This window comes from Curvibacter sp. GW821-FHT01G03, assembly GCF_059422285.1.
Window position 1 is genome coordinate 38923 of the sequence record NZ_JBWKWP010000016.1, and the last position, 13433, is coordinate 52355.

The 13433-nt window shown below is 62.7% G+C and carries 14 protein-coding genes; 7 read left to right on the forward strand and 7 right to left on the reverse strand.

Going from position 1 to position 13433, the window contains the following annotated elements:
* Positions 1–6: 6 nt before the first annotated feature.
* Positions 7–1482, forward strand: coding sequence for a hypothetical protein (locus AC07VS_RS21580; protein WP_494751951.1), 1476 nt, complete (start codon positions 7–9; stop codon positions 1480–1482).
* A 59-nt stretch (positions 1483–1541) separates the two neighbouring features.
* Here AC07VS_RS21580 and AC07VS_RS21585 read toward each other — a convergent pair whose 3' ends face one another.
* The 4 genes from AC07VS_RS21585 to AC07VS_RS21600 form a co-directional block, all read right to left on the reverse strand.
* Entirely contained in the window at positions 1542–1706 is a 165-nt protein-coding gene (locus AC07VS_RS21585; protein ID WP_494751952.1) for a DUF2256 domain-containing protein, read from the reverse strand.
* A 9-nt stretch (positions 1707–1715) separates the two neighbouring features.
* Positions 1716–3029 carry an FAD-binding domain-containing protein gene (locus AC07VS_RS21590; RefSeq protein ID WP_494751953.1) on the reverse strand — a complete coding sequence of 438 codons (1314 nt, stop codon included), beginning with the start codon at positions 3027–3029 and terminating at the stop codon, positions 1716–1718.
* Between the two features lie 12 nt (positions 3030–3041).
* Positions 3042–3290 carry a deoxyribodipyrimidine photo-lyase gene (locus AC07VS_RS21595; RefSeq protein ID WP_494751954.1) on the reverse strand — a complete coding sequence of 83 codons (249 nt, stop codon included), beginning with the start codon at positions 3288–3290 and terminating at the stop codon, positions 3042–3044.
* A 92-nt stretch (positions 3291–3382) separates the two neighbouring features.
* On the reverse strand, positions 3383–4255 hold the full coding sequence (locus AC07VS_RS21600; protein WP_494657091.1) for a LysR substrate-binding domain-containing protein: 873 nt from the start codon (positions 4253–4255) through the stop codon (positions 3383–3385).
* A gap of 104 nt (positions 4256–4359) precedes the next feature.
* Here AC07VS_RS21600 and bla point away from each other — a divergent pair, with 104 nt between their 5' ends.
* From bla to AC07VS_RS21615, 3 genes are all read left to right on the forward strand, one after another.
* A complete protein-coding gene (gene bla / locus AC07VS_RS21605) occupies positions 4360–5250 on the forward strand; it encodes a class A beta-lactamase (protein ID WP_494657090.1) in 891 nt (296 codons plus the stop codon).
* 238 nt (positions 5251–5488) lie between these two features.
* The gene (locus AC07VS_RS21610; protein WP_492346016.1) at positions 5489–5872 is read left to right on the forward strand and encodes a hypothetical protein; all 384 of its coding nucleotides are present in this window, start codon (positions 5489–5491) and stop codon (positions 5870–5872) included.
* Positions 5873–6021: 149 nt separating this feature from the next.
* Positions 6022–6381: a hypothetical protein gene (locus AC07VS_RS21615; RefSeq protein WP_492346015.1), complete on the forward strand. Its 360-nt coding sequence runs from the start codon at positions 6022–6024 to the stop codon at positions 6379–6381.
* A gap of 51 nt (positions 6382–6432) precedes the next feature.
* Here the strand turns inward: AC07VS_RS21615 and AC07VS_RS21620 are convergent, their stop codons facing one another.
* Positions 6433–7764, reverse strand: coding sequence for a PQQ-dependent sugar dehydrogenase (locus tag AC07VS_RS21620; RefSeq protein WP_494751955.1), 1332 nt, complete (start codon positions 7762–7764; stop codon positions 6433–6435).
* A 296-nt stretch (positions 7765–8060) separates the two neighbouring features.
* On the opposite strand from AC07VS_RS21620, the gene AC07VS_RS21625 reads away from it, so the two are divergent.
* Positions 8061–8549: a hypothetical protein gene (locus tag AC07VS_RS21625; RefSeq protein WP_494751956.1), complete on the forward strand. Its 489-nt coding sequence runs from the start codon at positions 8061–8063 to the stop codon at positions 8547–8549.
* On the opposite strand, the gene AC07VS_RS21630 is transcribed toward AC07VS_RS21625, so the two are convergent.
* The gene (locus AC07VS_RS21630) at positions 8531–8830 is read right to left on the reverse strand and encodes a hypothetical protein (protein WP_494751957.1); all 300 of its coding nucleotides are present in this window, start codon (positions 8828–8830) and stop codon (positions 8531–8533) included. The two genes, AC07VS_RS21625 and AC07VS_RS21630, sit on opposite strands and share 19 nt — an antisense overlap.
* A gap of 805 nt (positions 8831–9635) precedes the next feature.
* Here AC07VS_RS21630 and AC07VS_RS21635 point away from each other — a divergent pair.
* Together AC07VS_RS21635 and AC07VS_RS21640 are read left to right on the forward strand one after the other, a co-directional pair.
* Positions 9636–11393 carry a methyl-accepting chemotaxis protein gene (locus AC07VS_RS21635; RefSeq protein WP_494751958.1) on the forward strand — a complete coding sequence of 586 codons (1758 nt, stop codon included), beginning with the start codon at positions 9636–9638 and terminating at the stop codon, positions 11391–11393.
* A 103-nt stretch (positions 11394–11496) separates the two neighbouring features.
* Entirely contained in the window at positions 11497–11733 is a 237-nt protein-coding gene (locus AC07VS_RS21640) for a hypothetical protein (RefSeq protein ID WP_494751959.1), read from the forward strand.
* An 81-nt stretch (positions 11734–11814) separates the two neighbouring features.
* On the opposite strand, the gene AC07VS_RS21645 is transcribed toward AC07VS_RS21640, so the two are convergent.
* Positions 11815–12708: a helix-turn-helix domain-containing protein gene (locus tag AC07VS_RS21645; RefSeq protein WP_494751960.1), complete on the reverse strand. Its 894-nt coding sequence runs from the start codon at positions 12706–12708 to the stop codon at positions 11815–11817.
* Positions 12709–13433 lie beyond the last annotated feature (725 nt).

Here is a 13433-nt window from a genome sequence, read left to right on the forward strand (position 1 = left end):
TTCACCATGTTCGCAAACATCTCTTTGTTGCATCGGCAGCCCAGGGCTGGGGCATGTGCCCTGGCCGCGGTTGTTGCTTCGGGCTTGGCAGGGCTGCTCAGCGCCTGTGGCGGCGGCCTGGCTCCCGCCACCCTGGCCAAGGCGCAGACCCTGCAGTTTGGGGCGGCGCCTGCCCTGGTCCTGGGTCTGAGCGCCCAGGTCAGCGCCACGTCCAGTTCCGGCCTGAGTGCCCGCTTCAGCAGCCTCACGCCGGCCGTGTGCCAGGTGCTGGACGCGGGGCAGGTCACGGCCCTGACCACCGGGACCTGCGTGGTGGCGGCCAACCAGGCTGGCAACGCTGACTACCAGCCAGCACCCCAGACCACCCAAAGCCTGGTGGTGCAGACCCAGGGGTTGGCTGCACAAACCATTCGCTTCGGCATTGCCCCAGCGCTCACGCTGGGGGGCAGTGCCACGGTCACGGCGTTGGCCAGCTCGGGCCTGGCCGTGCGTTACGGCACCCTGACGCCCCAGGTCTGCACCGTGCAGGCTGTCAGCGGCCTGGTGCAGGGCCTGGCCCTGGGCACTTGTACGCTCTCCGCCGACCAGGACGGCAACAGCCTGTACGCCGCCGCGCCGCAGGTGGCCCAGACCCTGACCGTGAGCCCGGCCACCTCGGTGGGCGTGCCTGAAGCCCCCACCGGGCTCCAGGCCCGCCTGGGCAGCGACCCGCGCACGGTCGTGATCAGCGTCGGCGCCACCGGCAGCGGGGGCTCGCCGCTCACCGGCTACCGGGTCAGCTCGGTGCCGGCGGGGCTGAGCGCCAGCGCCAGTGCGTCGCCGATCCAGGTGGCCTGCGGCACGTCTTGCGCTGGCTACGCCTGGGTGGTGAATGCGGTCAATGCACTGGGCACCGGCCCGGCCTCCGAGCCTGTGCAGGTGATCACCCGGTACCAGATCACCGCCACGTTCTACGAGCCGCAGACCCAGCCCAACAACAGCATCTTCACGGGCAGCTTCAGCTTCAATTCGACCACGCGGAGTGTGTCGGGGCTCAATGGGGTGCTGACCCAGTCGATGACGGATTCGCCCATGAGCACCGTGCCCTTGAGCCACCAGGGCGTGCACTATGCCGACAGCACCGGTACCGGCGTGATGGTGGGGGCCTTCTACCTGGCCACCAACAACACCTTCGTGGCGGCGCATGGCAATGAAGGCTGGCGACCTGGCGTGGCCAGCGATGCGCGCTATGACGGCTATCCGGCGGCGGCCAACCCCTCCGCCGGCGGGGTTGGCAACGCCTATGCCCTGGTGTTTGTCAACACCGACGACCCCAGTGCCGCACCGACCAGCGCCCAGCTGCAGCAGACGGCCTATGCCGACTGCACGGCCCTGGGGATGATGGGTGCCAGTTGCATGACGGGCACGGCTGCCGCGGTGTACGGCACCGTGGGCACCATGGGCGGCTACCCCTTGTCGCAGGTGGTGGTGCGTAAGCCCTGAGGCTTGGGGTCACACTGGCATCGAGACGCCCAATCGGTGCTCAGGCCCCTGAAGTGCACTCACTGGCCGGGCTGTTTTTTGTGGCGTCGGCAGGCCTCGCTGCAATACAGCACCGATTCCCAGTTCTTGGCCCAGGCCTTGCGCCAGCTCATGGGGCGACCGCAGACCGCGCAGGGCTTGCTGGGCAGGTGGCTCTTGTTGCCTTTGAAATCGGGGGGACACATGGGCGCCTTTCAAAACAGGGTGCCCTGGTTGGGCGCGGCGGTGGGGGCGATTGGGGCGCTGGGGGCGCGGCGCCTGCCGGCAGCGGGTTGGCCGCCGGGGGGCAGCCCGCTGCGGCGGGAGCCATGCCGCGCCTGCACGGCGTCGGCCTCGGCGCGGGCGGCCTCGGTCTGGCGCAGGCCATAGAGGCGGTCTTTGGCGGCCTTCACGGCCACCTTGTCGTCCACCACTGGGGCCGGGTAGTCGTGGCCGATGTGGCAGCGGGCCAACGCTTGCACGGGGGCTGGCATGGTCCAGGGCTGGGCCAGGTAGGGCAGGGGCACCGCAGCCAGTTCAGGCACCCAGCGGCGGATGAACAGGCCTTCGGGGTCGTGGTCCAGCGCCTGCTTCACGGGCGAGTAGATGCGCAGGGTGTTGATGCCGGTGGTGCCGCTCTGCATCTGCATCTGGCACCAGTGGATGCCGGGCTCGAAGTCGAGGAACTGCCGCGCCAGGAACAGCCCGGTCTCGCGCCAGTGCAGCCAAAGGTGGTAGCTGGCAAAGCTCACCAGCATGGCCCGCATGCGAAAGTTGAGCCAACCCGTGGCCTGGAGCGATCGCATGCAGGCGTCCACCATGGGGTAGCCGGTGCGGCCCTGGCACCAAGCCTCGAAGCGTGTCGGGTTCCAGTCGTCTTCGCGCAAGCCGTCGTACGCCCTGGCCATGTTGCGCCACTCGATCTGGGGCTCGCTCTCCAGCTTTTGCATGAAATGGCAGTGCCAGCGCAGGCGGCCGCCGAAGGCGCGCAGCGCCGAGGCCATCTCGCGGTCGGGCGCGTGCAGGATGGCCTGTTCGGTGGCCTGGTGCACCGTGCGCATCGACACCGTGCCGAAGGCCAGGTGCGGGCTCAGCCGGCTGCAGCCCTGTTCGGCGGTGAGCGGGCTGGAGATCGTGCGCCGGTAGTCGTGGCCGCGCCCGGCCAGGAAGCTGCGCAGGGTTTGCAGGGCGGCCTGTTCGCCGGGCGCTTGCAGCGTTTGGACCGGCGATGGCAGGCCCAGTTCGGCCAGGGTGGGCCAATCGGGTTGACTCAAGTCGGTGGCGGCCTGGAATCGGCCCGTCAGTTGGAGGCGAGGTGCGTCCATGCGGGCCTGCCAGCGTTGGGCCCAGCCAGCGCGCTGGCGCAGCCCACGCACCACGCCGGTCTGGCTGAACTCCTGCCAGCTCACCCCTTGCTCGCGGCACCAGCGGGCCACTGCCAGGTCTCGTGTGTACGACCAGCCTGGGCCGGTCTCTTCGTGGCTCAGCAGGTGGGTGAAGCCCAAGCCCTGGCGCAGGTTGGCCAACACCTCGTTGGCCGATCACACCCGCACCAGCAGGGGCAGCCCGTGGCGGGCCAGGCTGGCTCGAAGTTCGGCCAGGCAGCCCAAGGTGAAGGCCACGTGGCTGGGCGAGCACTCCGGGCTGGCCAGCCATTCCGGCTCGATGATGAACAGCCCTGCGGCATCACCATGGGCCTGTGCCGCCACCAGGGGGGCGTGATCGGCCACCCGCAAATCGCGTTTGAACCACACCAGGGCACGGGACGAGGGCAGGGGTTGCGCAGACATGGGCCGCACTCTAGCGGGCCCGGGCCGGCCCAGGGGGGCGAGCCCGGAATAGCCCCAAGCCGGGCTGGGCTGGGCCTGCAGGCCGAGGCCCGTCAGGGCGCGGGTTCGGCGCCCACCTCTTGGAGCAACCAGTCCCGGAACTCGCTCATCGCCGTGCTCGGGGCCCGCGATTTGAGGCGCGTCAGCCAGTAACGCCCCTGGGTGATCTGGAGGTCGAAGGGCTGCACAAGCCGGCCCTGGCGAAGGTCGAGTGTGAACATCGAAGGCGGCAGCAAGGCAACGCCGAAGCCTTGCACGGCGGCCGAGGCCATGGCCAGGGAGGTGTCGAACACCGGGCCGCGCAGCACGGGCGGTGTGATGCCGGCAGCCTCAAACCACGCGGGCCATTCATCACTGCGATAGGAGCGCAGCAGGGAGTGCCGGCAAAGGTCGTCGGGTGAGCCCAGCCGAGCAGCGAGCTCGGGCGAGCACACCGGGCTCAGGGGGGCCTGCTGCAATGCGTCGGCCCAGGTACCGTGCCAGGAGCCGTCACCGAAGCGGATGGCGAAATCCAGCCCTTCGCCGGCCAGATTGACCTGGTTGTTGTGGGTCAGCAGGCGCAGGTCGACAAACGGGTGGTCGAGCGTGAAGCGTTCCAGCCTAGGCATCAGCCAGCCCACCGCATAGGTGCCCACGGTCGCCACCGTCAGGGGCTCGCGCAGGCGCCCCCGCTCGAACTGCCCCAGCACCGCCGCCATGCGTTTGAACGAGTCGCTGAGCATCGGCAGCAAGGCTTGGCCCTCATCGGTCAGAACCAGGCCACGGGGCAGCCGGCGGAACAAGGGCGAGCCCAGATGCTGCTCCAGGTTCTTGACCTGGGCACTGATGGCGGACTGGGTCACGTTCAACTCGCGCGCAGCCAGTGTGAAGCTCAGGTGGCGTGCGGATGCCTCGAAGGCGCGCAGGGCATTCAAAGGAAGGTTCATGCCCCAGATTTTCTATGGCTTCGCACCCGAAATCATCGTTTGTCCTGCGCCATCGACTTCACTAGCATGCCGGCTCTTGATCACCCAACTTGCAATTCAATTCCATGCAAAGAAGAAGCTTCAACCGGTTTGCCCTTGTCTCGGCGACAAGCCTGGCTTGTACAGTGGCCCGTGCCCAGACCGAAGCCATGGCCCATCCCCCAGAAAATGCGGCCCAGTGGGTGGCCCTGGAGCGTGAGGCCCAGGGCCGCCTGGGGGTGGCGGTGTGCGACACCCAAACCGGGCTGTGGACGGGTCACCGGCTCGACGAGCGTTTTCCCATGTGCAGCACCTTCAAGTGGCTGGCCGCCGCCCAGGTGCTGCGCCGGGTAGACCAGGGCCTGGAGCACCTGGACCGGCGAATCCCGTTTGGCCGCGAGGCGTTGCTGCCCTGGTCGCCCGTGACCGAAAAACACGCAGATGGCTCGGGCATGACCGTGGGCGAGCTGTGTCATGCCGCCATCACCGTCAGTGACAACGCGGCGGCAAACCTGCTGTTGCGCTCGCTCGGCGGGCCCGAGGGCCTGACCCGGTTTGCCCAGCAACTGGGTGATCCGGTCACCCGGCTGGACCGCTGGGAGCCCGAGCTCAATGAATCCACCCCCGGTGATGCGCGCGATACCAGCAGCCCCCGGGCCATGGTGAACTTGCTCAGGCAGGCAGTGCTGGGCCCCGCCTTGTCGAACGGCAGCCGGCAACAACTGGCGCAATGGTTGCAAGACACCCGGACCAATGCCAAACGACTGGCTGCAGGCCTGCCTGAGGCATGGCGCGTGGGCAGCAAGACCGGCACGGGGGCACATGGCAGCACCAACGATGTGGGTGTCTATTGGCCGCAAGAGGGGGGGCCCATCGTGGTGGCCGTGTTCCTGACGGAATCCAAGGCCAAGCTGGAAGCGCGGGAGGCGGTGATTGCGCAGGTGGCTCGCCGGGTTCATGGATGGCGACGCAGCTGAGCCCCTCGTGGAGGCCGTGGGCGGTGGCGGCGAACCCGAAGCCTGGCGGCTTTCGCGGCCAGGCCGACCTCGCCCAGCCCAAACAAGTGGGCAAGTGGCGGTGTTGTGTGACTTATTGCCTGCTTTGACGGTGTGGTGCAGCTTGATGCGGGTCATCGGCGCGCGCGTCAGGTACGTTGTGTAACGTGAGGCTTCAAAAGGTTTGATGCCCCAACCTGGATCACCGCAAAGGACTTCCATGAAGACATCCGTTTTCGCTTTGACACTCGCCGCCGGGCTGCTCTGCGCCGCTTCGGGCTTTGCACAAACGGCAACAGCCGCAGCCCCTGCGGCTGCCCCCGCCGCGACGGCGCCGGCCGCTGCCCCTGTTGCCATGCCGACACCGGCAGCCGCAGCGAGCGCCACGCCAGCCCATTCGCCCGCCAAATCGCCCTCTGCGGCCCCTGCCGCACCGGGGGGTGGCAGTGGCCAGGTTTGGGTCAACACCAAGTCGCATGTGTACCACTGCGAAGGCAGCAAGTCCTATGGCAAGACCAAATCCGGCGAGTACATGAACGAGGCCGATGCCAAGGCCAAGGGCAACCACGCCGATCACGGCAAGGCCTGCGCCAAACAGGTTTGAAGCCTGATGGCAAGCGCAAGCTGCGTTGGGGCGACCCAGGTTCACGGCGCCCTTGGCGCTTGGCATGGCGCCTCTCGCAGACGCCTCAGGGCGTAGGTTCCGCGATCGCCGCTCAGGCGACCACCAACATTCATGAGATGAGGTATTCAATGACGTACGTTGTTCGATCTGCCGTCCTGGTTGCCAGCTGTCTGGCTGGCCTGGGGTTTTCTGCTTCACCGGCCTATGCGCTGGGCTGCATCAGTGGCGCCACGGCTGGCGCCGTGGCAGGGCATGTCGCTGGCGGCCACGCGGTCATGGGGGCCGCGGCCGGGTGTTTCGTGGGTCATGAACTGGCCGTCAAAAGGGATCGCGAAGCGGAGGCCAACAAATTGATTGCCCACTACGAGACCGCGCCTGAGGGCAGTGCAGAACGCTCCAAGGACTTGGCGGGCATCGACAAGCTGGCACGTAAAAATGTGCCCATCGCTGTCAAATGGGTGCAGGAGCACAGTGTCCACAGTCAGTGATGGCGACGTCACGGGTTGGGCAGGGCCTCACGGCCGGGTACCAGCAGCCGTTCAACGACCTGTTGCGCGGCCCTCTGTCGCACTGACCCGCCAGACGACGTTGCCTACGTCGTCGGCGACCAGCAGCCCACCTTGGCGGTCGATGGCCACGCCCACCGGGCGCCCATAAGCGCCGCCCTCGCCATCGAGAAATCCGGTCAGCACCTCCAGCGGCGCTGCGCCCGAGGGGTGGGGGCCTTCGAACGGCACAAAGATCACCTGGTAGCCGCTGTGCGGACGTCGATTCCATGAGCCGTGCTGCCCGACGAACATGCCCTGAGCAAACCGGCCTGGCAGGCGATTGCCCTGGGCCGATACAAGTCCCAACGAGGCGGTGTGCGGCCCCAGCGCGTAGTCGGGCACCAGGGCGCTGGCTACCCGCTCAGGGTTCTGAGGCTGCACGCGCTCGTCCAGGTGGGGCCCAAAGTAGCTGTAGGGCCAGCCGTAAAAGCCGCCGTCCTGCACCGAGCTCAGGTAGTCGGGCACCAGGTCGCTGCCGATCTCGTCGCGCTCATTGACCACGGTCCACAACCCGCCATCGCTGGCCCATGCCATGCCATTGGGGTTGCGCAGGCCGCTGGCGAAGACGCGGTGCGTGCCGCTGGCCAGGTCCAGCTCCCAGATCGCGGCACGTTCAGCTTCTGCGTCCATGCCCAGCTCGGCCACATTGCTGTTGGAGCCCACGGTCACGTAGAGCTTGCGGCCATCGGCGCTGGCCAGCAGGTTCTTGGTCCAATGGTGGTTGACGGGGCCCGCGGGCAGTCTGGCCACCACCTCGCCTGGGGCGCTGATCTGGGTGTCCCCGGGTGTGTACGGAAAGCGCAGAACAGCGTCGGTGTTGGCCACATAAAGGTGCTGGCCCAGCAGCACCATCCCGAAGGGCGAGTTGAGGCCCGTCAACAAGGCATGGCGCTCGTCGGCCACGCCTTTGCCCTGGCTGTCGCGAAGCAGGGTGATGCGGTTGGCGCTGGGCGCTGCGGCCCCGGCCCGCTTCATCACCAGGCGGGCCGCGATCCCTTTGAGGCCACGGCTGTCATCGGGCCGTTGCGGTGCGTTGGTTTCGGCCACCAGCACATCACCGTTGGGCAGAACCAGCAGCCAGCGGGGGTGGTCCAGGCCATCCGCAAAAGCCGCCACGCGCGTGCCCTCGGCCGGCGTTGGCGTCTTGCCCGCAGGCCACCCTCGGGCGGGCGCGATGTTCACGGTCGGGATCAGCGTGGGGTGGGGCGCTACCCAGCGTGGATGTGGCCCGGTTCCTTCAGCCACCGTGAGCAAGGCGGTGTCACCGCAGGCGGTCAGCAGCAAGCTGCTCGTGGTGATCAGGGCAAGGCGCATGTGTTTCATGACGGTCTCCAGAGGGGCAAGGGCTGACGGCCCCCGCCGACCAGCAGGCTTCCATTGTCTGTGCAGGCGCCGCAGTCAGGCTGTTGAGCAGCCTCTGGCTTTGGCGCGGGTTTGGCGTTGGCCACCTAACCGCACGCGAGCTTGAGCAAGCCAAGCACTTTGTCGGCCCCGGCGTTTGCCAAGTTTCGCGGGGCTGGCCGCCCAGGGATTGCCGTGGCACTCGGCATGTTCTGTGCGCGGTGGCGCCGGGCGGGTAAAGTGGGGTCGGCTCTACAACGGCCTGTCGGAGACCCTCGATGAACGAAGCATTGACTTGTCTTGCCAGCCAGCTGCGGCTGGACGCTCCCGAAAACAGACCCTTGGCACTGGCCTTCTGCCTCGCCTGCGCCCGCCGGGTCGAACACCTGCTGGAGGAACCCGAGGTCATCGCCTGCCTCCAGGTCCTGGCCCGGTATGTCGATGGCCAAGCGGATGAGGCAGCGCTGCAGACCGCCGCCGACCAGGCCGCCACCCTGGCGAATCGACATCGGGGATCGCGGTCGCTGGATGGCTGTGGCCATGCGGCTGTGTCGGCCAGTTACGGTGTGGCCAAGGCCGTGGCAGGCAAGGCCATCGAGGCGGCCCAGTACTGTGCCTACGCTGCCGTCTACGGCTCGGGTGGCTACGCCGCGGTGGCTGAACGAGAGGCCTTCGAGCCGGAGGTCGGCTGGCAGCTGCAAACCTTGCAGGCATTGGCTCAATGCGACCATCAGCACCTTGGCAGGTTTCAGTCGAGCACCATTTGATCGATTGTGGTCGGGGGCTGCTCAGATTGCGGCCCCTTCGAGCATTTCACGTGCACCGAATCATGATGGCGGGTCAATGGCGCTTCCAGCCCCGATAGCTGCTTGTTTCCGAGGTCAGTGGCAACCGACGAGTCACTGCAAGTGAGAAGAATGAGTTCGCACAGTTTCAGGCTGCCGGCTTTCCAAGCTTGAGGGCCGTGTCTGAACACGTTTATCTCGCCCTTGGCGGCAGCCGTCTTCATCGGACCCGCAACAAGCGTTACGGGATTGGAGTGAGCCATCACCGCACTGCAGGCAGACAACGCAAATGGAGGGGTCCCCTCGATCTGCAGGTTTTCGCTTGTTTGCCAAGCTTGTTTTTAGGCCGAGCTCATTGATCAAACCTGCTGCACTGTCTGTGAGGATAGCCCGTGAACGATTTTTATTTTCAACGCTCATCTTATTGAGGATTGAGTAAATTCTAAAAATAGAGCGAATCAGCAACGCCAAAACGAAAAATATGGACAAGGTTCCCAGGTATGTCAGCGCAGGGTATGTGTACTCTGAGAACATTCAATCTCTCGCAGTTGATTGCTGGTCAAGCAATAGCCCATGGCTGCCATTGTCATTTTGAAAATGGAACCGATCGAGAGTATTGGATACCAATCATGATTTGAGTATGTTGCCAATTGGAGAAAGTTGCTTCAACTGAATAAGCATTCAGCCTTGTTGAAAGTGCTGCGCCGGAGTCATGGCCGTGAAATGAGTCTGTTGGCATTAATCATTTTGAAATCTGAATGGGAATTCTCTGTCGTTTTTTCTATCAGAAAGACAATGGAATCATTGTCTTGTGTTGCTCTGCTTGTCTGAATTTGCCGTTCGTAGATTATGTATTTTAGAATCGGGAGTCATTCGAAGAACGGTGCTGTTCATCATTTATTGGTTTTCTCTTGTTTTTTGAGGGGGATTATTGAGGTTTGATCTGCGTCAAATGCTGTTCTCGGGGCTGCAAAACAATTGGTGCTTCTTGAGTCTGACAGGCTGCTTGATTCCGTTTGTTTTTTAACAGCGCGGGCTGTTGTCTGAAATTTCCGTAGGGATATAAATATGAAGTTGGCGCATAGACTTATCGGTTCATTTGTCTTGGTTGGAGTGATTGGTTTCGCTGTCAGCAGCGTTGGTATCTGGGGCATGTCTCAAATCAATGAGCGTGATCAAATGCTCTATGAAAAAGAGTTGAGAGGGATATCACTGTTGAAACAATGCACCATCAATATGCTGTATGTGGGGCGTGCCGTGCGTAACGTTATGCTTGCCCCTAGCGAAGAGCGTCGGTTGAAATCATTCGAAACCATTGATAAAAATATTGAGTTACTGAAGTCCAACCTGCGTGATGTCGACTCCATGGTGTATTCGGCACGGGGGGTTGAGCTTCTGAAGAAGCTGAATGAGTTGATGCCGGGCTACCAGGAAGAAGTCAGTCGAATTGTGTCCATCGCAAAACGCGAAGGAATAGGAAATTCGCATGAATCCAGCGCCTACCTGTTTGGCCCATTCAGCGTCAAGGTCAACGAACTGGATCAAGCCATGCAAGAGCTTGTGGTTTTGAAGGAAGGAAACGCCAAAAAGTCTGTTGAAGCCAATCTGATCGCCTACCATGACACCAGCACCCTGTTGATCGTGTTGACGGTTGCCTCACTGGCCATCGGTGTGGGCCTGGGCCTGGTGATCACGCGCAGCCTGACGAAGCAACTCGGCGGTGAGCCCGATGCCGCGGTGGGTGTGGCCCAGAAGGTGGCTGGCGGCGACCTCACGACAGCTATCGATGTGAAGCCCGGTGACACGGGCAGCATCATGGCAGCCATGCAGTCCATGCAGCAAAACCTGGCATCGGTCATCTCCAACGTGCGCATGAATGCGGAAGGTGTGGCCACGGCCTCCACGCAGATCTCGATGGGTAACACCGACCTGAGCCAGCGCACCGAAGAGCAGGCCAGTGCGCTGCAGCAGACGGCAGCGACGATGGATCAGTTCGGCACCACGGTGAGTACCAACGCCGACAACGCCAGGTTGGCCAATCAGTTGGCAGCAAGCGCCTCGCAGGTGGCCTTCAAGGGGGGCGAGGCGGTCAAGCAAGTCGTGCACACCATGAAGGGCATTGACGAAAGCTCCAAGCGGATCGCGGAGATCATTGGTGTGATCGACGGGATTGCATTTCAAACCAACATCCTTGCATTGAACGCGGCAGTGGAAGCAGCGCGTGCGGGCGAGCAGGGCAGGGGATTTGCGGTGGTGGCCAGCGAGGTGCGCAGCCTGGCGGGCCGTTCGGCGGACGCGGCCAAGGAGATCAAGTCGTTGATCGGTGCCAGCGTGGTCCAGGTGGAACAAGGCACGCTGTTGGTGGACGAGGCGGGTCGGACAATGGAGGATGTGGTGCTGTCGATCAAGCGGGTGAGTGAAGTGGTGGGTGAGATCAGTTCAGCCAGTACGGAGCAGAACACCGGAGTCAGCCAGATTGGCCAGGCGGTGAACCAGTTGGACCAGACGACCCAGCAAAATGCCGCGCTGGTGGAGGAGAGTGCGGCGGCTGCGCAAAGTTTGGACCAGCAGGCGCGTGAACTGGTGGCGGCAGTGTCGGTGTTCAAGCTGGCCAATAGCCAATTGCCAGTGAAGCGCAGCAACGCCAGCAATCAGCCGCAGGTCCATGCCCGGAATTTGAGCGTGGTGGCAGGTAACCCGATACGGCCCAGCTTGGGTCCCCAGGGGGGCATTCTGCTCACCAAGGCAGGTTCACCATCGGCCTTGGGCCGGTCAGTCCCGACGGCCGGGCGCACGGGTACCGATGACGACTGGGAAACCTTTTGACACCTGATGTGAAGGCGGAGGGCTGGCGTCGACGCTGGCCATCAAACGAGGGCGTGGGTGCGTTGAAGCGGGCACCGCCTTGGTGAACCAGGCTGGGCAGACCATGAACGATGTGGTTCGGGAGAATCGGAGCCTCACCGACCTCATGACCCAGATCTCGGTTGCCAGCCGTGAACAGACCCCAGGGATTGCCCAAGTGGGCGAGGCAACCAAGTCGCTGGAACAGAACGCGCGCCAAAATGTGGCTTTGGTCAGAGACAGCGCATCAGCCTCACGGCACTGCGCCATCAAGCCAATCAATGAGTCAATGTCGTGGATGTCTTCAGGCGTCCGTGTGTGAACGCCAATCGGGCGTTGCACACCTGAGGGGCCGTGGGCCAGCAAACAGGAGCTCGCCTGGGCCCCGGCCTGCGAAAAGGGGTCAGCAGGCTTGCTGGCGGAATTGGGTCGGACTCAGACCCACATGCCGTGAGAAGGTGCGGGAGAAGTTGGGGGCATCGCCAAACCCGACCAGGGTGCCAATGTCTGCCACGGTCTGCTCTGTTGTCATCAGCAACAGGCGCGCCCTCTCGATTCGTCGGTGCTGAATGTACTGGTAAGGCGTTCGTCCGGTCGCCTCACTGAACAAACGAATAAAGTGGAACTTGCTGGTTTTGGAAAACGTGGCCAGGTCACTCAAAGTCAGGTTCTCACTGATGCGATCCTCAATCATGTCCAAGAGCTTTTGCAGATTCCGACCATTCAATTGCTGGGGCGGCATGCCGGCGCGTTGCGTGATCTTGGACGCGATGCTGTGCAAAATGCAGACAAGGCTGCTTTGAAAGAACAACGGATTGCAGCTGGTACCCGAGCGGGCAAAAGTCCAAAGGCGAAGGATAAGGTCATGCACCAAAGGATCTGAGTAGCCCTTTTCGGCCAGGGGCTTGACCAGTTCGATGGCATCGTCATTGATTTCTAATTCCTCGATCACTGCGCTGATCTGTGACATGGAGATGGACAGCATGACCACCATGAGTGCGCCGTCTATTTTCCATTCATGTGCTGTGTTTGGCGGCGTGACATAGATCGCGTGGGGGTCGTCGCAGAAGCGATCAATCCAACCGTTGCCAAAGTTGAACATCGCATGCTTTTTTTCGGCATGAGGAAACAAAGCCACGCTGAGATAAGGGGTCCCCACACTGGACGATTGGTGTGCGGGCCCAGACCAGTGCGAAATAAAGCTGGAACCCACATTGCCTGGCAGTGGGTAAGTCTGAATCCCTGCTGAGCCAGGTAACAGAATCGAACCTAAATCAAATGGCTCGTCAAGACGCACGCTGGCTCCAGGTCTCGGTATGAGGCTCGATCATAAAATGATAAAAATAAATGACAAAATCATTTAATTTGTGATGTGCGATCTTCATCATAAGTTGATGCTTTGGTCAAGATTTGATTCAAGTCATAAGAGATCGGAAAGATTTGAATCGCAACTGAAGAGGACAACCCACCCACGCCGTGTGAATGCGGGGCATCACTGATGTGATCCCGGTGTGACAGATTTCAAAAAAAAGCCGGGCATTCGGACCGTTTCACGGGGGACCAGTCCGGCCACGTGAGGGTCGGATGACGACCTCTTTCATCGTGGCATCAGAAATGTTCAACAGGGTCACAATTCTGGCAACTGTCATCAAGAATACGCATGGCAGATATTGCGATCAATGTCGATGATTGCTCAGTTTCACCTGCTGCCTGTAGGCCCTTGAAAGGTCGGGTAACCCACATTGGGTCGGTTCGATACAACTGTATGGGCCAGGTGACTTTTTCTACACCTGTTGTTGCTGACGGAAAGCCGTTGCGAAAATGAGGGTGTAGAGCGATATCCGGCTTGGTCGTCAAAGAGAAAGAAGGAACTGGTCTGGGCCCGAATCGACGGCAATACCTCACTTTCAGAGGGGCGTCGGGCCTGCGTCATCAACGCCTTTCGAGCTTGAACATGGGATCGATGCTGTCACGCGCGGCCTGGAGGGCGCAGCGCGGCAAACCCCGGGATATCAGGGTGGC